General features: G+C 68.7%; 17 protein-coding genes. 8 read left to right on the forward strand and 9 right to left on the reverse strand.

Going from position 1 to position 19,686, the window contains the following annotated elements; all coding sequences use genetic code 11:
- Position 1: 1 nt before the first annotated feature.
- A complete protein-coding gene (locus HDA44_RS06160; protein ID WP_184832083.1) occupies positions 2-1,018 on the reverse strand; it encodes a flippase-like domain-containing protein in 1,017 nt (338 codons plus the stop codon).
- A 145-nt stretch (positions 1,019-1,163) separates the two neighbouring features.
- On the opposite strand from HDA44_RS06160, the gene HDA44_RS06165 reads away from it, so the two are divergent.
- Entirely contained in the window at positions 1,164-2,597 is a 1,434-nt protein-coding gene (locus HDA44_RS06165) for an MFS transporter (RefSeq protein WP_184832084.1), read from the forward strand.
- 86 nt (positions 2,598-2,683) lie between these two features.
- Here HDA44_RS06165 and HDA44_RS06170 read toward each other — a convergent pair whose 3' ends face one another.
- Both HDA44_RS06170 and HDA44_RS06175 read right to left on the reverse strand, forming a co-directional pair.
- Positions 2,684-3,223: a sigma-70 family RNA polymerase sigma factor gene (locus tag HDA44_RS06170; RefSeq protein ID WP_184832085.1), complete on the reverse strand. Its 540-nt coding sequence runs from the start codon at positions 3,221-3,223 to the stop codon at positions 2,684-2,686.
- A gap of 145 nt (positions 3,224-3,368) precedes the next feature.
- Positions 3,369-4,004 carry a hypothetical protein gene (locus HDA44_RS06175; RefSeq protein ID WP_184832086.1) on the reverse strand — a complete coding sequence of 212 codons (636 nt, stop codon included), beginning with the start codon at positions 4,002-4,004 and terminating at the stop codon, positions 3,369-3,371.
- 148 nt (positions 4,005-4,152) lie between these two features.
- On the opposite strand from HDA44_RS06175, the gene HDA44_RS06180 reads away from it, so the two are divergent.
- Genes HDA44_RS06180 through HDA44_RS06195 form a run of 4 tightly spaced genes read left to right on the forward strand, consistent with a single transcriptional unit; the run spans position 4,153 to position 8,362 of the window.
- Positions 4,153-5,529 carry a PepSY-associated TM helix domain-containing protein gene (locus tag HDA44_RS06180; protein WP_337905666.1) on the forward strand — a complete coding sequence of 459 codons (1,377 nt, stop codon included), beginning with the start codon at positions 4,153-4,155 and terminating at the stop codon, positions 5,527-5,529.
- 12 nt (positions 5,530-5,541) lie between these two features.
- Complete coding sequence (locus HDA44_RS06185) at positions 5,542-6,606, forward strand: ABC transporter substrate-binding protein (RefSeq protein WP_184832087.1); 1,065 nt, start codon at positions 5,542-5,544, stop codon at positions 6,604-6,606.
- On the forward strand, positions 6,603-7,595 hold the full coding sequence (locus tag HDA44_RS06190; protein ID WP_184832088.1) for a FecCD family ABC transporter permease: 993 nt from the start codon (positions 6,603-6,605) through the stop codon (positions 7,593-7,595). The genes HDA44_RS06185 and HDA44_RS06190 overlap by 4 nt, the downstream gene beginning before the upstream one ends.
- Positions 7,592-8,362: an ABC transporter ATP-binding protein gene (locus HDA44_RS06195; RefSeq protein ID WP_184832089.1), complete on the forward strand. Its 771-nt coding sequence runs from the start codon at positions 7,592-7,594 to the stop codon at positions 8,360-8,362. The genes HDA44_RS06190 and HDA44_RS06195 overlap by 4 nt, the downstream gene beginning before the upstream one ends.
- Here the strand turns inward: HDA44_RS06195 and HDA44_RS06200 are convergent.
- The 5 genes from HDA44_RS06200 to HDA44_RS06220 are packed head-to-tail and all read right to left on the reverse strand — an operon-like array spanning position 8,359 to position 13,253.
- A complete protein-coding gene (locus HDA44_RS06200; RefSeq protein ID WP_184832090.1) occupies positions 8,359-8,946 on the reverse strand; it encodes an ATP-binding cassette domain-containing protein in 588 nt (195 codons plus the stop codon). The genes HDA44_RS06195 and HDA44_RS06200 overlap by 4 nt on opposite strands.
- Complete coding sequence (locus HDA44_RS06205; protein ID WP_184832091.1) at positions 8,940-9,734, reverse strand: ATP-binding cassette domain-containing protein; 795 nt, start codon at positions 9,732-9,734, stop codon at positions 8,940-8,942. The genes HDA44_RS06200 and HDA44_RS06205 overlap by 7 nt, the downstream gene beginning before the upstream one ends.
- The gene (locus tag HDA44_RS06210; RefSeq protein WP_184832093.1) at positions 9,731-10,576 is read right to left on the reverse strand and encodes an ABC transporter permease; all 846 of its coding nucleotides are present in this window, start codon (positions 10,574-10,576) and stop codon (positions 9,731-9,733) included. The genes HDA44_RS06205 and HDA44_RS06210 overlap by 4 nt, the downstream gene beginning before the upstream one ends.
- The gene (locus HDA44_RS06215; protein WP_184832095.1) at positions 10,573-11,643 is read right to left on the reverse strand and encodes an ABC transporter permease; all 1,071 of its coding nucleotides are present in this window, start codon (positions 11,641-11,643) and stop codon (positions 10,573-10,575) included. The genes HDA44_RS06210 and HDA44_RS06215 overlap by 4 nt, the downstream gene beginning before the upstream one ends.
- Entirely contained in the window at positions 11,625-13,253 is a 1,629-nt protein-coding gene (locus HDA44_RS06220) for an ABC transporter substrate-binding protein (RefSeq protein ID WP_337905668.1), read from the reverse strand. Before HDA44_RS06220 ends, HDA44_RS06215 begins: the two co-directional genes overlap by 19 nt.
- A 212-nt stretch (positions 13,254-13,465) precedes the next feature.
- On the opposite strand from HDA44_RS06220, the gene HDA44_RS06225 reads away from it, so the two are divergent.
- Entirely contained in the window at positions 13,466-15,127 is a 1,662-nt protein-coding gene (locus HDA44_RS06225) for a DUF4091 domain-containing protein (protein ID WP_184832097.1), read from the forward strand.
- Here HDA44_RS06225 and HDA44_RS06230 read toward each other — a convergent pair.
- Positions 15,114-15,662 (reverse strand): TetR/AcrR family transcriptional regulator, encoded by a 549-nt coding sequence (locus tag HDA44_RS06230; protein ID WP_184832099.1) that lies wholly within the window; start codon positions 15,660-15,662, stop codon positions 15,114-15,116. The genes HDA44_RS06225 and HDA44_RS06230 overlap by 14 nt on opposite strands.
- 57 nt (positions 15,663-15,719) lie before the next feature.
- Here HDA44_RS06230 and HDA44_RS06235 point away from each other — a divergent pair, with 57 nt between their 5' ends.
- Together HDA44_RS06235 and HDA44_RS06240 are read left to right on the forward strand one after the other, a co-directional pair.
- Complete coding sequence (locus tag HDA44_RS06235; protein ID WP_202887207.1) at positions 15,720-16,748, forward strand: SDR family oxidoreductase; 1,029 nt, start codon at positions 15,720-15,722, stop codon at positions 16,746-16,748.
- 18 nt (positions 16,749-16,766) lie between these two features.
- Positions 16,767-19,685, forward strand: a complete 2,919-nt coding sequence (locus HDA44_RS06240) for an AfsR/SARP family transcriptional regulator (protein WP_184832101.1) — start codon at positions 16,767-16,769, stop codon at positions 19,683-19,685.
- Position 19,686 lies beyond the last annotated feature (1 nt).

Raw genomic sequence — 19,686 nt, forward strand, 5'->3', positions numbered from 1 at the left:
CTCAGCTCTTCGGCTTGGGCCTGCCGGTTTGGGCGCGCAGGCTCAGGTAGGTCAGGCCCGCGATCGGGACCGGCGCCCAGAACTGGATCAGGCGCCAGGACAGTACCGCGAGGAGTGCGGTCTGCGCCGGCACGTCGTACCCGATGAGGGTGGAGACGGCGATGCCTTCGACCACGCCGATTCCGCCGGGGGTCAGTGGGATGACGGCGGCCAGGTTCGCGGCGCAGTACGTGAGCAGGAGCGGTACGGGATGCATCACGTACCCGTACGCGGCCAAGAAGGTCCACAGAACTGCCGCGTCGAGCAGCCAGTTCAGCGTGGCCCAGATCAGGAACGCCTTGCGGACCTCCCGGTCGGCGAGGAGATCGCGCATGCGGTGGGTCACCGATGAGATCCACGGCCGGACCCGGTCCGGGAGCCGGTCGAGCGTCGCCTGCAGCACGCGGGCGGACAGCCGCTCGATCCTGGATCGCTGCCGTACGGCGAGCAGGCCGGCGACAAGTGCAACCAGTCCGATCAGGAACATGGTCAGGTACGCCGGTGTGACCTGCCGTAGTAGTACCGCCGGGATGGAGGTCAGCCAGGCGAGTAGTACGAGCGCGAGTGGCGAGCCGATCGCCTCTGCCGTGACGGTCGCGGTCACATCGGTGGGCCGGGCCCCGCCGGACACCAGCAGGCGAAAGCGCAGTGCGGTCGCGGTGGCGGCGCCTCCGGGCACCACGTGGCTCACGCCGTACCCGGTGAGGTCCGAGCGCAGGATCCAGAAGAACTTCACGTGCTTGTGCGCGACCAGCGCGCGGGTGAAGAGCGAGTAGCTGACCAGGCTGGCTGCTTCGAGCAGGACCGCGGTCAGTACCCAGCTCAGGTTGAGCTGCTCCACGCGGTGCAGCGACTCGCGGGCGAGCGCGAGCTTGGGCAGCACGATGTACTCGACGACCGCGATCAGGATGAGCAGGGACACGGCCGTCCACACCCGCCGGTACCACGGCGTCCGCGTCCGCGTCGCTGTCTCGGTCACGAGCACCCTCCCTCCACTTCCCAGTCTCGCTCAGAAGGGACTTGTGTTTTCCCGGATACCCCCCTAGGGTATCCATCGTTTCCACGGATCAACTCCCAGGGATCGCGCGCCTCGCGCCGATACCCTGTACGGGTAAGGGGTAAATATGAGTACGAATTCCGCACCGCCGGTGAGTCGGCGGTGGTGGGCGCTCGCGGTCATCGCCGCGGCGCAGTTCATGGTCATCATGGACACCTCGATCATCGGGGTGGCACTCCCGAAAATGCAGGCCGACCTGGGCTTTTCGCCCGGCAACCTGTCCTGGGTGTTCAACGCGTACGTGGTCGCGTTCGGCGGGCTGCTGCTGCTCGGCGGCAAGCTGTCCGACCTGCTCGGCGCGCGCCGGATCTTCGCGGCCGGGTGGGCGGTCCTGCTGGCCGGCTCGGTCGTCGCCGGCCTCGCCGGTGGGGTCGGCGCCGAGCTGACCGGGCGCGCGATCCAGGGCGTCGGCGCCGCGCTGATCGCGCCGGCCGCGCTCACCCTGCTGATGATGCTGTTCGGCGCGAACCCGAAGGAACTGACCAAGGCGATCGCCCTGTACGGCGCGGCGGCACCGGCGGGTGGCACCGCGGGCGTGTTCCTCGGCGGAGTGATCACCGAGTACCTGTCCTGGCCGTGGGTGTTCTTCCTGAACGTCCCGATCGCGCTACTCGCGCTGGCCGCGACTCCGTACCTGATGCCGCGGGCAACCGCCACGAAGGGCTCGGTCGACGTACTCGGCGCGCTGCTGGTGACCGCCGGACTCGGTGTGGGTGTCTACGCGATCGTTCGGGCGCCTGAGGCCGGCTGGTCGTCCGCGCAGACGTTGCTGGTCGGACTGGCGGCGGTGGTGCTGCTGGCCGCATTCGTCGCATCGCAGGCACGTCGGAGTACGCCCCTGATGCGGCTCGGCATCTTCACCAACCCGAACCTGGCCGCGGCGAACGTGGCCCAGTTGCTGCTCGGTGCGGCTTGGGTGCCGATGTGGTTCTTCCTGAACCTGTACCTGCAGCAGGTGCTCGGGCTGAGCGCGTTCCCGAGTGGTTCGGCACTGTTGCCGATGACGACGTTCATCATGCTCGGCATGATCGTGGTCGCCCCGCGGTTGATGAACGCGATCGGTCCGAAGCGAACCCTGGTCACCGGCATGACGGTGCTGACTGCCGGCCTGATCCTGCTGTCGTTGCTGCGGTCGAACGGCTCGTTCTGGGTCGACGTCCTGCCGGCGTCGCTGGTCGCGGCGGCGGGTATGTCGCTCGCCTTCATCCCCAGCCTCGGTCTGGCGCTGTCCTCGGCCCGTCCGGAAGAGGGCGGCCTGGCATCCGGCATCGTCAACACCAGCTACCAGATCGGCTCGGCCCTCGGGCTGGCCGCGATCACGGCAGTTGCTTCCAGCAACGGTGCCAACCAGCTCGGCAACCTGCCGGCCCTGACCAACGGCTACTCCGCCGCCCTGATCGGCGCCGCGGTGATTGCCGCCGCCGGCGCGATCGCCACGGTCGTCTGGCTCCGCACCCCGAAGCCGGCCCCAGCCACGACGGAGGCGCCGGTGAGCCAGTGAGTGACCCAATAAGTGAGCCAGTGAACCGGCGATGTCCCCGGAAGCGGCCGCCCCCGGAACCTACGGGAGGCGGCCGCTTCCTGCTCTCAGGCCGCGAGCAGGTCGGCCAGGTCGGTTCGGGCCCGGGAGACCCGGGAACGAACGGTGCCGACCGGGTAGCCGAGGTGGGTTGCGGCTTGGGCGTACGGGACGCCGGCCAACTGGGTAAGTACGAACACCTCACGCCGGCCGGCGGGGAGCTGGTCAAGTAGTTCGGCCAGCGCGATGCGCTCCTCGAAGCCGGGGAGCTGGGTCGGCTGGGACTGTTCGGCGGCGCGCTGCCAGTCGCGGTCGGCGATCCGCGGACGGGAGGCCTTGCGGCGCAGGTCGTCGGCGACAGTGCGGCGGGCGATCGACAACAGCCAGGTACGCGCCGACGAACGGCCCTCGAACCTGTGCAGGCTCTTCAGGGCACGGAGGAAGGTCTCCTGGGTGAGGTCGTCGGCCGAGTTCGGGTCGGCGCTGAGCGCGGTGACGTAGCGCCGGACGTCACGCTGCAACGTACGAACGAAGCTGTCGAGCGCGGTGCGATCGCCGCTACGGGCGGCGAGCGCGAGCTCGGTCGGGTCCAGCAAGGCAGAAGCCATGACTTGATCCTTCGGAAGTCCAGGGTCCGGCGGCTGACTGCATGAGTGGCCGCCGGTGAGCGGAGAGGCGATGCCGGACGGCATGCCTGTACCCGGGCGGTGGATGCCGTTTGGTGGTCACGCTTCGCCCGGGTGGTGCTTGCTGTCAGCTGACAGCGAGTGCTCTTGGTGGACCTCTGGAGGTGATGGCGTGGACGAGCAGGATGTCCCGGAGCGGCCGCGGGGAACTGGCCGGCCGGATGCTCGGCCGGTGCTCGGTCAGCTGTTGGCCCGCGAGCAGTCGCAGTGGTGACAGCAGCCGGGTGGCCAACGACCGGAGGATGCTGAACGCGGCCCGCTCGCCGTACGCGAGCCAAACCCCGCACACGAGCGCGGCCAGCACGTGAGCCGTAAACATCCCGGCCGACGCGGCACCGGACATGTGGTGCGCGTGCGCCATGCCGCCGTGCTCGCCGGACATGCCAGACATCTCGGACATGCCGGTGCCGCGACCCATGCCCGACCTGGTGTGTGAGCTCGGCTGGGTGATGGACTGGGCCAGGCTGAACACCGTGTGCAAGGCGGCCTGGGAGACCAGCGTGCTGGTGATCACGAACGGGATGCCGCGTTCGCGGTCGGCGACGATCCAGGCGGCGGTGGCGATCCAGGCGAAGGACATCACCGTCGCCCACCACGGCACCGCGGTACCGGACATCAGTACGTGACCGAGCATCGCGAGCAGCACCGACGTACCCGCGAACGTGACCGCCCGCGCGACCCGGAATCCCCAGCTGTGCCTCATGACCGCACCATGATCGCAGGTGCCCCGAAAGCACCCCGCGCGTACGCCTGCTGAACGGGACTGTGGCGCACGCCACATCGAGCTGCTGGAACTGATCGCGGCCCCCGACCGACTCCTTGTCCGGACAGCGTGGAGAAGGAGTGGGGTTGTGAGCGAAGTGCGGCAGCCGGCGCCCGGGGCCGGGTTGTTCCGTGCCTTCTGGCGGTGGCACTTCTACGCGAGTTTCCTGGTGATCCCGGTCGTGCTGATCCTGGCGGTCACCGGTCTGATCTACCTGTTCCGGTTCCAGCTGGAACCGGTGCTGCATGCGGACGTGATGAAGGTCGAGCAGCCCGCGGGCCTGGTCGCGCAGCCGTACGAGGCGCAGCTCGGCGCGGTCCGCCAGGCGCTTCCGGACGCGACCGTGGTGTCGATGACCGAGCCGTCCGGCCCGGATCGCTCGACGGTGTTCTCCGTCTCCACGCCCGCGGGCTCCCGCGACGTGTTCGTCGATCCGTACGAAGGCAAGGTGCTCGGATCGCTCGACCCGGACACGACGCTGTCGGGCGCGGCGATCCTGCTGCACGGCGAGTTGCTGGCCGGGCGGTGGGGCGACTACGTGATCGAGATCGCGGCCTGCTGGGCGATCGTGATGGCATTGACCGGTTACTACCTGTTCTTCCGTGGCCGGGTGGCGCGAGCGCGGCGGCGTGCCGCGGGGGCGGCCGGGGCGGTGCTGCGATCGCGGCACGGCCGGACCGGCGCGGTGCTCGGCGCCGGCCTGCTGTTCCTGATCGTGTCGGGCCTGCCGTGGACCGGGTTCTGGGGCGCGAAGACGCAGGAGCTCGCGACCCAACAGGGCACCTCGTTCTGGAGCCAGGATCCCGGCGCGCTCTCGAACCCGACCTCGACGCTCGACGAGTCCCTCCCACACAGCCACACCGTGCCGTGGGGTCTGGGCAAGACCGAGGTTCCGCGCTCCAACCCGGCGGACCGGACCAAGTCGATCGCGACGGTCGACACCGCGGTCGAGGTCGGCGTACGGAACGCACTGCGGCGCCCGATGACGATCGCATTGCCCGCCGACGACGAGGGTGTGTTCTCGGCGATCGGCTACGCCTTCGACGACCCCGGCAAGGAACGTACGCTGCACGTCGACCAGTACGGCGGCCGCGTGGTCTCGACGTACGGCTACAGCGACTACCCGGCGCTGGCGAAGGTCGTCGCGCAGGGCATCGCACTGCACGAAGGCAGGCGGCTGGGTACGGTCAACTTCTGGCTCACCACGGTCTTCTGTCTCGGCGTCGTCTTCATGTCTGTCAGCGGACCGTTGATGTGGTGGCGCCGCCGTCCGAAGGGCAAGTCGCTCGGTGCGCCGCGCGGCCGGCTACCGCTCCGCGCCACGCCGGCGCTGGCCGTACTGGTCGTCGCGCTGGCGCTCTTCTTGCCGCTGTTCGGGATCACTCTGGTCGCGGCCCTGGTCCTCGATCAGCTCCTCCTCAGCCGGGTCCCGAAGCTGCGGACCTGGTTCAACGTCGCTCGATAAGGAATCCTCGCCGTGAAACGCAGTGTGGCTTTGCTTCTCGTCCTGGCCGCCGCCGGATGTTCCGGTCCCGCCGCCACCCCGGCCACCGAAGTGGCGGCCACGACGAAACCGGCGAAGACGACCTACCCGTTGACGATCGGCAATTGCGGGTTGAATCAGACGTTCACCGAACCGCCGTCCCGCGTACTGATCCTCAACGGCACCTCGGTCGGCGAAGCGGAGAGCTTCGTCCTGCTCGGTCTGCAGAAGAACGTGCTCGCCAACGGGCAGTCGTACGGCGTCTCGGACGATCCGGCGATGGTCGCCAAGGTGGCAGCGCTGCCGAAGAGCGGTCTGTCGATGAACAAGAACTTCGACGTCCCCGCCGAGCAGGTACTCGCGCTGAAGCCGGACCTGGTCGTGTCGACCTGGTCCGGCGGTTTCCAGGCGTCCAGCGGGTTCGCCACCCGGGAGCAGCTCGCGGCGGCGGGCGCGGCCACGATCGTGAACCCGGTCAACTGCGCCTTCGGCAACCCGCAGGCGACGGCCGCCGAGAAGGCCGCGTACGACGCGCAAGGCGTCGAGTCGTCGTTCGCCTTCCTGACGCTCCTCGGCCAGATCTTCGACGTGCAGCAGAAGGCCGCCGACACCGTGGCCGGGCTGCGGACCCGGATCGACGCGGTGCGGACGAAGGTGCAGGGCAGCGCGCCGAAGAAGGTCGTCATCATGTACCCGGGGATGTCGATGATGAACGAGAACAGCCTGCCGGCGGTGATGACCGGCGGGATCTACGACGACGTGATCAAGGCCGCCGGCGGGGTGAACGCGTTCGCCGGGCAGTCGTCGGACGCGACCCGGACCATCAACGCCGAGCAACTCGCGGCGGCCGACGTCGACGTACTGGTGGTCGGCGCCTTCACGCCACAGGAGAAACCGGCGGACGAAGCCGCGAAGCTGCTGAAACAGTTCCCGCAGTGGAACGCGGCGAAGACCGGCACGTTCACGACAGTTGCCGACGGCGCGTACCTCGGTCCGCTGAACGCGTACGCGGTCGAGAAGATCGCGAAGGCAGCGCATCCTGACAAGTTCAGCAGATGACCGTCGTACGCCCGGTCGGGCTGCTCGTACTCCTGGTCGTGGTCGTCACCGCCTCGATCTCGATCGGCACGGTGGCGTTGCCGGTCGATCAGGTCTGGTCGGTGATCTGGTACCACGTGAGCGGTCGTGGTACGCCGCCGGAACCACTCACGGAACAGATCATCTGGTCGATCCGCGTACCTCGGGTGCTGCTCGCGGCGATCGTCGGAGCCGCGCTGAGCGTTGCCGGTGTCGCGCTGCAGGCGCTGATCCGGAATCCGTTGGCCGATCCGTACGTGCTCGGCATTTCGTCGGGCGCGTCGTTGGGTGCGGTCCTGGTGATGGGTGCGGGGCTGGCGGGTCTGACCACGTCGGCCGGTGCGTTCATCGGTGCGAGTGTTTCGCTGCTTGCGGTGTTTCTGCTCGCGCAACGGTCGGGACGGCTGGCTGACACGCGGCTGATTCTCGCTGGTGTCGCGGTGAGTTACCTGGCGATGGCGGGTACGAGTCTGGTGCAGTTGCGGGCGGAGCCGACACAGGTACGCGGGATCTTGTTCTGGTTGATGGGTAGTGTCGCGGGCGCCGACTGGTCCGACCTCGGTCTGCCGGTGCTGGTGATGGTGGCTGCGGCGGCGTACCTGATGTTGCAAGGTCGCGGGCTGAACGCGTTGGCTGTCGGCGACGATGACGCGTCCGCGCTCGGGGTCGACATTCATCGACTGCGGATCGTACTCTTGCTGGTCTCCTCGTTGCTGACCGCAACGGCTGTCGCGGTCGCCGGGGGAGTGGGGTTTGTCGGGCTGATGGTTCCGCACGCGGCGCGGCTGGTGGTCGGCGCGGATCATCGCAAATTGTTGCCGGTTGCAACGTTGGGTGGCGCGGTGTTCCTGGTCCTGGTCGATCTGGCGACGCGGACTGTTGACCGCCCCAATGAATACCCGATCACGGTGTTCACCGCGGCGCTCGGCGCGCCGTTCTTCCTGTGGCTGCTGCGGCGAGGTACGGCATGAGGCTGGTCGTACGCGACGTCGGCGTGGTCGTGGACGGGCTGCCGATCCTGGCCGGCGTCGAGCTGACCGTGCAGCCGGGGGAGTTCGTCGCGATCATCGGTCCGAACGGTGCCGGGAAGTCCACGCTGTTGCGGGCGATCTACCGCGCGTTGCGGCCGACCACCGGGACGGTGCTGCTCGGCGACGACGATGTCTGGCGTACGCCCGCGAAGACGATCGCGCGACGCCGGGCCGTTGTCACGCAGCATCAGACGATGGCTGCCGACTTCACCGTCGACGAGATGGTGGGGATGGGCCGGACGCCACACAAGAGCCTGCTCGACCGCGAAACCCGCGCCGATCGTGACATCGTCGAGCGGTCGCTGGCGAAGGTGGACCTGGCCGGGGCGGGGAAGCGGTTGTTCTCGACGTTGTCCGGTGGCGAACGTCAGCGCGTCCTGGTCGCGCGGGCGCTGGCCCAGCAGGCGCCGCTGATCGTGCTCGACGAGCCCACCAACCACCTCGACGTACGCGCCCAACTCGATCTCCTGCATTTGGTGCGTGGCCTCGGCACAACCACGGTCGCCGCACTCCACGACCTGGACCAGGCAGCTGCCCACGCCGACCGCGTCGCCGTCCTGCAGTCCGGCCGCCTGGTCGCCGAGGGTCCGCCGCTGGAGGTCCTCACGGTCGACCTGATCGAGTCCGTCTTCGAAGTCCGGGCGCACATCAGCACCCATCCCCTCCACGGTCGCCCGCACATTGCCGTGGCCCCGCTGAACCGTTAGCCCAACTCGATGGTGCGGGTGGCGATCGCGGTCAGGAGGTCGCGATCGTGGGAGATGGCGAGTACGCCGATGTGGTTCGAGCCGGCCTGGTCGAGGAGAAGGCGCCAGATCTGGGCCTGGGTGAGGGCGTCGACGCTGGCGGTGATTTCGTCTGCGATCAGGTAGGCGGGGTCGGTGAGCAGAGCGCGGGCCAGGTTGACCCGCTGGAGTTCACCGCCACTGATTTCGTGCGGGAATCGGTCGAGCCAGCCGGGGTTGACGAGATTGGGGTCCACCGCCGCGATGGCGGCCTCGCCAGCGCCCGACTCGGCGAGTACGTCGCGGATCTTCCAATGCGGGTTCATTGCGCGCTCAGGGTGCTGCAAGACCAGCTGAACCGGGTACGGTCCGGGATCGTGGGGTGGAACGGTGATTTCGCCAGTGGTTGGGGTGAGGAGGCCGGCCAGCAGGCGGGCGATCGTGCTCTTGCCGCAGCCGCTCGGGCCGAGCAGGCCGACCACGTCGCCGGGTTCGAGCGACAGCGACGTTCCTTGGACGATCCAGTCGTCGTGGTAGCGGAACCACAGGTCCTTCGCGATCAGCACGGCTGAGCCTCCGGGACGATCAGGCCGTTGGCGGGGAGCGCATGCCAGAGCGCACGGGCGTACGGATGGGTCAGGCGATCCTCGGCGAATGCGCGCGGGTCGGCGGTCTCGACCGTGCGGCCGTCGTGGCAGATCACGACCGTGTCGGCGACGGCCAGCGCGCCGCGGAGCTCGTGGGTGATGAGCACGACGGCCCGGCCGGCATCGGCGAAGGCGCGGAAGTCCTGCAGTACGGCGGCCACGTCCGCGGCTGGGAGGCCCGGCGTCGGCTCGTCCGCGAGGATGAGTTCGGGATCGCCCATCGTCGCCATCGTGAGGAGGACCCGGCGGATCATGCCGCCGGAAAGTTCGTGCGGATAGCGCCCGAGTACGTCCCGGCCGAGGCCCCGAGACTCCAGTGCCTCGGCCGCGTCACTCGACGGCTGACCGGCGAGGCGAGCTGAGCGGCGTACCTGGCGGCCGATCGTCGCAAGCGGGTCGAGGTAGTCGATGGACTGCGGAAGCAGCGCGATCTCCGTACCGGCCAGCTGCCGGCGCGCGGGGGTGTCGAGCACGGTCCCGTCGTACTCGATGGTGCCGGTCTCGGTCGCATTCGGCGGGAGCATGCCGAGTACGGCGTGGGCGAGCAGCGTCTTGCCGGCACCTGACGCGCCGACCAGCGCCACGACCTGGCCGCGGTCGGCGGTCAGATCCATCCCGGCCAGCGCGGTGATCTCCCGGCGGCGCAACCCCCGCGTGTACTGCGTGAACGTCACGCGCAACCCGGTGATGCTGAGCAGCGGGCTCACAGGTGGTGGCTCCTCGGGTCTCGTAGGGCTCGGGTGTTCTCGGCGATGCTGTCGACCAGTTTCACGGTGATCAACAGGCAGAGGCCGGGGAGGACGGCCAGCCACCAGGCGCCGGCGGAGAGGAAGCGCATCGATTCGGCCAGCAGTACGCCGATGGACGGCTCGGCGGGATCGACGCCCAGACCGAGGAACGACAACGCGGCCTCGTGCAGGATGGCATGCGGGAAGAGCAGCACCGTACCGACCAGGAAATGGCCCAGGAGTTGCGGTACGACGTGCCGCTGGGCGATCCACCAGCGGCCGCGACCGAGACGGCGTGAGATCGCGACGTAGTCGGACGACATCACCTGACGGGCATGGCCGCGCAGTACGCGGGTCAGTGACGGCCAGTGCGTGACCGCGACCGCGATGATCACCGCCCGCGTACCACCGCCGAGCGCGAACGCGAGCAGGATCAGCAGGACGAGGTGGGGGAGCGCGAGGAAGAGATCGACCAGCCAACCGACCACCCGATCGACGAGACGCCCGCCGACCGCGGCCGCGCAAGCCATCAGGACGGCGAACGTACCGGAGATCACCGCCGCGCTGACGCCCACCACCAGACTGAGCCGCAGCCCCGACAGCGCCCGCGCGAGCATGTCGCGGCCGAGCCGGTCGGTGCCGAACGGATGCTGCCACGACGGACTCAGATTCCGGTCGGCCAGGTGCGTCGTGCTCGCCGCGTCGACCGACAACGTTCCGGCGATCAGTACGGTGACCACGAGTGCCAGTGAGATCGCGGTGAACACGACCGTACGCCGCCGCCGGTCACCGAGGCGACGGACCGACGTGACCGCGCTCATGGTGCCGCCTCGAGCCGTCGCGTCCGTGGATCAATCCAGCCGTGTAGAAGATCACCGAGCTGATTACCCGTGTATACGAAGACCGTGGTGAAGAGCGCGATCGCCAACAGCAGCGGGACGTCCTGCCCGAGTGCGGCAGTCGTTGTCGCCGCGCCCAGGCCTGGGTACGAGAAGACCTGTTCCGCCAGCACCGATCCGCCGAACAACTCACCGAGCGAACTGAACTGCAGTAGCAGCGCCGGCCCGGCAGCGTTCCGCAGCACCCGATGCACGACCAGACCCAATGTCCGCTCGCCTTGCGCACGAGCGAACGCGATGTAGTCACTCGCCATCGCGACCGCGACCGCCTGCCGCGTGTGCAGGACAACCGGCGCGATCCCGACCAAGCTCAAAGTGAGTGCCGGCAGCAACAAATGATGCAGCCGGTCCAGCAAGCCGACCTCGCCCGCGACGGAGCCGACCGGCACCGCGCAGCAGATCGGCGTCCACTGGAGCGACACCGAGAACGCATACAGCAGCAGGAGACCGACCCAGAACGTCGGTGCCGAGGACAGCGTGTACGCCCACCAGGTGATGACGCGATCGGCCCACCGCCCGCGGCGTACGCCCGCGACCAGGCCGAGGGTGAAGCCAATGATTCCGGAGAAGCACCAGGCCACCGCCATCAGGGCCAGGCTGGTCAGGAACTTGTTCGCGATCACGTCGGCGACCGGCTGATTGAAGGCATGCGACTGGCCAAGGTCGCCGCGGACGATATGCGACAGCCAGGTACCGAACCGTTGCAGCGGCGGATCGTCGAGTCCCCAGCGCTCGGCGATCTGGGCGCGCTGCTCCGGCCCGATCGCGGCGAGATCCGCGCCGACGTACGCGCTGACCGGATCGACCGGGGACGCGGCCATCAGCGCGAAGGACGCGGCCGCGACGGCGGTGAGGAGGAGCAGCAGCCGGAGCAGCCGGGCGGCGATCGCGCGTGCCCAGTGGGAAGCTCGGGACTCGGCCGCACGGTCCGCGACGGGAGGCGGTCCGGCGGACCGCGGCGCAGCTGTGCTCAACAGGTCCAGCGCCATCCGGTGATGCCGGCCGTGATCGGCCAGCCGTGACCGTGCGGCTCGATCTGCGGCTTACCGATATCGAGGCAGTCGCTCACGTAGTACGTGTGCTGCAGGTTGACCAGCCAGGCCCACGCGGCGTCGCCGGACGGCCCGAAACCGTTGCCGTCGGCATCACGTTGCGCCGCCTTCCAGTACTTGGTCGCCTCGTCCTGGTCGGTCGCGCTCATCGCGGCGTCGAGGTTCTTCTGGACGACCGGGTTCGCGTAGTAGCCGGGATTCCAGTACCCGACACCGGCCGAGCCGGACGAGTACAGGTTGTACAGCTCGGTCGGGTCCTGACTGCCCCAGCCGAACAGGACCGCGTCGGCGTGCAGGCGCTTGTCGATCACGTCCCAGCTCACGCCCTTGGTGGTGATCTGGATCCCGATCGGCTTGACCATGTCCGCGACCGCCAGCGCGAGACCCTGCCGGGTGGTGTCCCCGGCCGGGTACAGCAGGGTGAACGCCGCCTTGACCCCGGCGCGTTCCCGGACACCGTTGGCGTCCTTCCAGCCCGCCGATTCCAGCAGTTCCTTCGCCTTGCCCGCGTCGTTGCCCTGGATCGCCGACGACGGCTCGAACCACGGCATCCCGTCAACCGGACCGGTGGCCGGCGACCCGTACCCCTCGAGCACGCCGTCGACCAGCGCCTGCCGATCGACGACCTGGTTGATCGCCTGCCGGATCGCCTTGTCCGCGGTGACGTTGTTGCCGATCGGCAGCCCGGCGGCGGTCTTCTTGCCCGTGTCCGGCTGGTACGGGAACATCAGCCCGCGGTTGTCCACCGACTTCACCGGTACCAGCCGCATCTTCGGCACCGAGGTCTTCGCCAGACTCGACGGTACGGCCGCCATCGACACCTGCCCGGCTTTCGCCGCCGCGAGCGAAGCGTCCTCGCCGGTGAAGGTGAACACGATCCGCTCGAACGCGGGCCTCGTACCGTAGTAGGAATCGTTGCGCTGGACAATCAACTGCTGGCCTTCGTCCCACTGCACCAGCTTGAACGGACCCGACCCGATCGGCTTCCGCGCGTACTCCTTGCCGTGGGCATGCTTCGGCACGATCCCCAGCGAGATCAGCCGGTTCACGAACGTGCTCTGCGGCCGCTTCAGCCGGAGCTCGACGGTGTCGTTGTCGACGGCAACCGCCTGCGAGAGCCCGGTCACGTCCGTCAGGCCACCGCTCTTGCTCGCGGTGCTGAAGGTGTACGCGACGTCGGCCGCCGTCACCGGCGTGCCGTCGGAGAACTTGGCGTCGGTGCGAATGTCCACGGTCCAGACCAGACCGTCGGGACTGACGGTGTGCTTGGTGGCGAGATCGTTGACGATCTTCAGGTCGGCGTCGCGTTTCAGCAGCGTCGACTGGAAGAGCGGGGAACCGTACCGGCCCCAGCCGAGCGTCGGGTCGTACCCGTCCTCGGACTCACCTCCGATCGCGAGCCGCAGCTCCTTCGGGGCGGACGACGACCCCACCACGCCGCCCGCCGCGCCTTGTCCGCCCGCGCCGCCGTCGACCCCAGCGGTGCAGGCAGATGCGACCAGGCCGAAAGCCACGCCGAGTGTCACCGCCAGGACCGTCGTACCCACCCTGCGTGCCCCACGCGTCACTGCGTTCCTCCACCGGTTCGGATTGGTCGCAGATGCGACCCGATCGCAACAATCGACGGAAACCTATCCAGCCGGTCTGTGTTTCCGCAACTGACCTGGCCCCGGTGTTGAGACCGCCGTTGCGCAGTGCTGCGCGGATCGGCATGATTGACTCCACAATCACGCAAGTGAGCGGAAGGAGTGGTCAGTCGATGACCGCGAACTGGACATTTGTCCTCTGCGACGCGCTCGCCAAGGTGCACCCGGCGCGGGAACCACGGGCAGTGTCGGCCGATACCCGATTCCAGGCGTTCCTCGGCGAGAACGCGTCCTTCCAGCTCGCGTACCGGCCACCGATGGACCACGAGTACCGCGAACCGAGTCCGGCGCGGGTACGGGTCGAGGGCGACGCCGCCGACCTGGTCACGGTCTCGTGCGTCGACCTGGTGCCGTGTACGTTCCTCGCCCGCCCAGGGCACGACGACGGCTACGAATTCGACCAGCCAGGCCTGTACCCGGACGTGCTTCGGCCCGCAGCGGACGGCGAACTGCCCGTGCTGTTCGGCAGCTGGAGCTCGGTCTGGTTCGATGTCAGTACGGCCGACGCGGCGCGCGCCGGCGTACACGAACTGACTGTCGTCGTGACCGGGCCGGACGGGTCCGAGTTGTATCGACAGGCGGTCACGGTCGAGCTCACCGGCGTCGAGCTGCCGCCGCTCGGCATCGTGTCGAGCCACTGGATGCACCTCGACGCGCTCGCGGACCACTATGGCGTGGAGGTCTTCAGCGAAGAGCACTGGGGGCTTGTCGACCGGTTCATGGCGTCGGCGGCCGAGATGGGTGCGACCTCATTGCTCGCGCCGGTGTGGACGCCGCCGCTCGACACCGCCGTCGACACGTACCGCACGGTCGTCCAGCTGATCGACATCGCCGAGACGAGCGACGGGTACGAGTTCGGCTTCGATCGGCTGCGGCGCTGGCTCGAACTGTGCCGGCGGAACGGGATCGTCGGTGTCGAGGTCGCGCATCTGTTCACCCAGTGGGGTGCGGAGAAGACGCCGGGCATCGTGGTACGACGGAACGGTTCGGAGCCGGAGCGCGTTTTCGGGTGGGATGTCGACGCGACGGACGCTCGGTACCGGACCTTGCTGGAGGCGCTGCTCCCGGCGCTGCAGGCAGTGCTGGACGAGGAGTGGGACCGCGAGCACGTGGTCTTCCACGTGTCGGACGAGCCGTCGGGGGAGAAGGGGCTCGCGACCTACCTCGCCGCCAAGGCCGTGGTCGACGATCTGCTCAAGGGCTGGACGGTCGTCGACGCCCTCAGCGAGTACTCGTTCTACACGTCCGGCGCAGTGCCGGTGCCGATCGTGGCGACCGATCACGTCGAGCCGTTCCTCGCGCAGCGGCCGGAGCGTCTGTTCGTGTACTACTGCGTGTCCCAGGACCGCGATGTCGCGAACCGCTTCATCGGCATGCCGTCGGCACGCAACCGGGCGATCGGGCACCAGTTGTTCGCTTCCGGGGTGGACGGCTTCCTGCATTGGGGGTTCAACTTCTGGTACACCTGGCACGCGACCCGGCGCATCGATCCGTTCCGGGACACCGCGGCCGGTGGCGCGTTCCCGTCGGGTGACCCGTTCGCCGTTTACCCCGGCCCGGACGGTACGCCGTGGCCGTCGATCCGGCATCGCGTCTTCGCGCAGGCGATGTGGGACTACCGGGCGCTGCAGGCCGTACGCGCCAGGCACGGGGCCGAGGCGGCGCTGGACATCGTGGACCCGGAGCGGAACGTGCGCTTCGACCGGCCGGTGCTCGAGCCGGATCACTACTACGCCGCCCGGCGGCGAATGGTCGAGGCGCTCAGTCGCGGATGAGCGCGGCCAGGGCAGCGGTCGCTTCGGCGGCCGTCGTCCGGTCGTGGGTGAGCTCGATCGCGATCGCCTCGGCCGCGCCCAGTACGCCGCGGCAGCGTAGGCGCAGCACGTTCTTGGGCAATGGGGAATGCGGCGCGAGCGCGTCGGCCATCAGGGTGACGTAGCCGGCCAGGAGCTCGTGCTGCATGGCTTCGAGCTCCGGATCGCCTTTGAGCGCGGCCGACAAGGACGTGAACTCGGGCATGTCGATCGCGCAGGCGAAGTACGCCGTGCTCATGACGTCGGCGATCGTGCCGGGTTCGGCCGTACGCAAGGCATCGGTCAACGCGGCGCGGTGGCGCTCGTCGAGTTCGCGATAGAGCGCGAGCAGCAGGCCGGAGCGGGTGCCGAAGTGGTCGTACACGATCGGGCGGCTGACGCCCGCGACCTCGGCCAGCGTGACCAGGGTGAGCGCGTCGGCGCCTTTGCCGCGGACCAGCTCGGCGGCGACGTCGAGCAACTGCTCCCGCCGTGCTTGCTTGCTCAGTCGTGCCATCTGCCGTCCGTTCGTTGTGGTTACAAAATGTAGGTTACATCATGTAGCTTCATGGGGGTGAACACAGCACAGACATCTTCGGTCCTCATCCTTGGCGGTTCCGGGCAGGCCGGGTCCGACACCGCCGCGCTGCTGCGCCGGTGGTACCCGGACCTGCCACTGACCATCGCCGGCCGTACACCCGAGCGGCTGCGGAAGGTCGCGGGCGAGCTCGGTACGGCGACGACCGCGACGATCGACCTGAGTCGCCCGGATCTCGGGCTACCGGCCGGCGGCGCGTACTCCGCGGTGATCGCGACGCTCTGGGACAACCAGCTGAACGGGCTGCGATTCGCTCAGGATCGCGGCGTGCCGTACCTGAGCATCTCCAGCGGTTTGGCCGACATCGGTCCCGAGGTGATCGCGGCGGCCCAGCGCCCGACCACCTCCCCGATCGCCATCGGCAGCCACTGGTGCGCCGGCACCGCGACCATCGCTACCCTGCTGGCCGCCCGTGACTTCACCCGAGCCGGTGGCGGCCGGGTGGATGCCGTGCACGTCGGCGCGATCCTGGATGCGAACGACGTCGGCGGACCTGCCGGGGTGGCGGATCTCGAACGATTTGCCACCGCGACCACGGCCGGCTTGGTTCGCCGGGGCGGCGTCTTCACTTGGGTGAACGGCGCTGACGCCGAGGTTGCTGTGGAGCGCGCCGACGGCACCACCGTCACCGGTCAGGCGATCGCGATTCCCGACGTACCAAGTGTTGCCCTCGCGACCGGTGCCAAGGACGTGACCTTCGCCTTCGCCGTGCACGAAGACAGCATCCCGCCCGTCGAAGTCCGCATCGAGCTGGAAGGCACCGACTCCTCCGGCGCACCCCTCCGCCAGTCGTACCTGCTGACCCACCCGAGCGGCCAGCGTCCCCTCACCGCCCTGGGTCTGGCGCTCACCGCTGAGCGTCTGATCGGCCGCCAAGGCCCACCGGTCGCGCCCGGCGTCCACACGCCCGAATCCCTGATCGACCTCACCCACGCCGCCACCCACCTGACGGCGACCGGCGCAACCTTCACCCGCCTGACCTCCACCGCTGCCGTTGGTAGGTGAGCTCAGTATTCTGCGGCAATGGAGTTTCGCCTGTTGGGGCCGCTGGAAGTGTGGACCGATGGTGCCGAGGTCCGAATCGGGCGGAGGCAGGAGCGGCTGGTGCTCGCGGCGCTGCTGCTCAAGGCGAACGAGGTAATCGCGCCAACAGAGCTTGTCGACCTGCTCTGGCCGCACGATCCGCCGACCGACGCGGCTGGGGCCGTGCAGGTGTACGTGTCGCGCTTGCGCAAGACCGGCGTACCAATCGAAGGCACGCGTGACGGGTACCGGGCGGTAGTCGAGCCGGAGGCGGTCGATCTGTACCGCTTCCGGCGCATGGTCGCGGAGGCGCGGCGGACGATCGACCCGGTCGAACGGTCGGACAAGTTGCGTACGGCGCTCGTACTGTGGCGAGGCGAGCCGCTCGCCGACTTGTTCGTGGGTACGCATGCTCTTGCCGGGGTGGAGGAAGAGCGGCGCGCGGCCGAGCAGGACCGGATCGACGCCGACCTCGCCGCCGGTCGTCACCACGCGCTGGCGGACGAACTCGCCGCACGCGTCGAGGCCGATCCGTTGCGCGAGCAGCTGGTGATCGCCTGGATGACGGCCTTGTACCGGGCCGGCCGCAAGGCGGATGCACTCGCGGCGTACTCCGGGTTGGCGGATCGGCTGGCAGGTGAGTTCGGGCTCGATCCGGCACCCGCGGTACGACGTTTGTATCTCGCGGTCCGGCGCGATGATCCGGCGTTGAGGTTGCCCGGTACCGGCGGCGATGCCGTACCCAGGGAGTTGCCTGCTGACATCTCCGTGCTGGCCGGACGCGATGATCTGCTGGAAGAAGCGCAAGGAGTACTCAAAGGAACTGCTCGCGTCTACTGCCTGTGGGGTGCGGCCGGCGTGGGCAAGTCGGCGGCTGCTACGAGGATCGGGCATCTGGTCAGTGCGGCGTTTCCTGACGGGCAGTTGTTCGCGCGGCTGCAGGATGTGCACGGTGCGCCGGTGCCGCCGCAGACGCTGCTCGGCCGGATGCTTCGCTCGTTAGGAGTGGCACCACGCGCAATCCCCAAGTCACTCGACGACCGCGCGGCGCTCTTCCGCGAGCAGACCGCCGACCGCCGCCTGCTCGTCGTACTGGACGATGCCCTCCACAGCCCCGACGCCGAACTCCTGCTGCCAACCGGCCCGGCCTCCGCCGCCATCATCACCTCCCGCCGCCCCCTCCCAGACCTGGCACCGCCGGCGACCATGCCCTGCACCTCGCCGGAATCGGCCACTCCGCCGCCGACGGACGGGCCGACGAGCGGTGTCGTCCATCGGCAGGTTTTGCCGTTGGACGCCGACGCGAGCCGAGGCCTGTTGACCCGTCTGGTCGGTCATCCACTGCGCGACCATGCGACCCGCACGCTGGTGACCGGTTGCGCCGGGCTCCCGCTGGCGCTGCGGATCGTGGGGGCCCGGCTCGCCCTCTCCGGCGAGGACGCGCTCCCAACTCTGCTCGCCGGCCACGACGATCCTCCGGTCAGCGCCCCGAGGCGCCGCGCTCAACACGGTTTGCAGCTGGATTCGCTGGTAGCAGGTGATCTTGCGGTGCGGAGCAGTTTGGATCGGACGCTTGCTTTGCTCGATCCAGAAGGGCAAGCGCTGTTCGAGCGATTGTCACTGGTAGGTGTCACCGAATTCCCGTCCTGGGTCGCCGCGCCGCTCCTCGATTGTGACGAATCCACCGGCCTGGCCGCGTTCGAGCGACTCGTCGAGCTCGGCCTGGTCGACCTCGTCAGTGGTCAGTACTACAAACTGCACGATCTCGTCCGCTCGTACTCAGCCGCCCGCCTCGCCGTCACCGGAAACCCAGCCGAACCACGCGACCGGTACCTCACCGCGGTGCACCGCCTGACAGCACTGGCCGACAGTCAGCTCAATCACGGCATGACCCTGGCAAGTCACCTTGAAGTACCAGCCCACCCGGTCCTCGGCGTCGCCGAGCAGCAGATCGCCGACGATCCAACGCTGTGGTTCGGCCGTACCTGGCAACTGATCGGTACGGCAGCGTTCACCGCACTCGAGTCCGGCAACGCGGAGCTGGCCGGGAAACTCGGCATCCGGCTCAACGGTTACCACGTCACTCAGGAACTCCTCGAACCAAGAATCGAACTCCTGGAAGCGGTTCGCGACGCCTTGAAAACCGCCGGTCCGTTCGAGCTGTACGTACGCACCGAGATCGCACTACTACCCGCGTACCACCGCAGTCCGCGTGAGCTCCTGACCGAAGGAACCCGTCTCCTCGAACTGGCGGTCCAGGCAGAATCGCCGTACCTGCAGGTGCGTGCGCTGGTCGAGATGAGCCACGGTGCCCGCTGGGCCGGCGAACCGGAGCTTGCCCTGACGCACAGTACGCGGGCGCTCGCGCTGATCGACCAACCCGGCGGACCGGAGTCGATGCGTTCCGTCGTGCTCCGGACGCTCGCCTCGGCGTACACCGACCTGCACGACTACGCGGCGGCGCAGGAATGGTTCGAGCAGATCCTGCAACTGAGCGTGCCCGGCAGCATGATGGAAGGCCTCGATCTGGCCATCCTCGGCGAGATCAAAATGGAGCTCGGCGAACTCGGTGACAGCGAACAACTGCTCCGCCGAGCGGCGGCCAACTTCCGCTCGGTGTCGAGCTACTACCACCTCGCCTGGCCCACGGCGTTGCTCGCACGGCTCGCCGTACGCCGGCAGCGCGCCGACGAAGCCGCGCAGCTCGTCGCCGAAGTGAACAGCTGGTTCGAGACGTTGCCGTGGAGCGTCGAGATCCATCTCCGGGCGGCCGAAGCCGATCTGGCGATCGCGACCGGGAACCAGGAGGCCGGGCGGGAGATCCTGCTCGCGACCATCAAGAAGGCGGAGGCGCGCGGGGATTCACAGTTCGCGACCGCGTACCAGCAGATCCTGGATGCCCACGACCAGGCCGACTGAG

The sequence above is a fragment of the Kribbella solani genome (assembly GCF_014205295.1).
GTDB classification, from domain to species: Bacteria; Actinomycetota; Actinomycetes; order Propionibacteriales; family Kribbellaceae; genus Kribbella; species Kribbella solani.

Coding starts and splice junctions, on each gene's coding strand:
- HDA44_RS06170 (WP_184832085.1), bottom strand. CDS start 3,223: ATGGCTTCTGCCTTGCTGGACCCGACCGAGCTCGCGCTCGCCGCCCGT.
- HDA44_RS06210 (WP_184832093.1), bottom strand. CDS start 10,576: ATGAGCGCGGTCACGTCGGTCCGTCGCCTCGGTGACCGGCGGCGGCGT.
- HDA44_RS06240 (WP_184832101.1), top strand. CDS start 16,767: ATGGAGTTTCGCCTGTTGGGGCCGCTGGAAGTGTGGACCGATGGTGCC.
- HDA44_RS06190 (WP_184832088.1), top strand. CDS start 6,603: ATGACCGTCGTACGCCCGGTCGGGCTGCTCGTACTCCTGGTCGTGGTC.
- HDA44_RS06195 (WP_184832089.1), top strand. CDS start 7,592: ATGAGGCTGGTCGTACGCGACGTCGGCGTGGTCGTGGACGGGCTGCCG.
- HDA44_RS06175 (WP_184832086.1), bottom strand. CDS start 4,004: ATGAGGCACAGCTGGGGATTCCGGGTCGCGCGGGCGGTCACGTTCGCG.
- HDA44_RS06215 (WP_184832095.1), bottom strand. CDS start 11,643: ATGGCGCTGGACCTGTTGAGCACAGCTGCGCCGCGGTCCGCCGGACCG.
- HDA44_RS06165 (WP_184832084.1), top strand. CDS start 1,164: ATGAGTACGAATTCCGCACCGCCGGTGAGTCGGCGGTGGTGGGCGCTC.
- HDA44_RS06225 (WP_184832097.1), top strand. CDS start 13,466: ATGACCGCGAACTGGACATTTGTCCTCTGCGACGCGCTCGCCAAGGTG.
- HDA44_RS06230 (WP_184832099.1), bottom strand. CDS start 15,662: ATGGCACGACTGAGCAAGCAAGCACGGCGGGAGCAGTTGCTCGACGTC.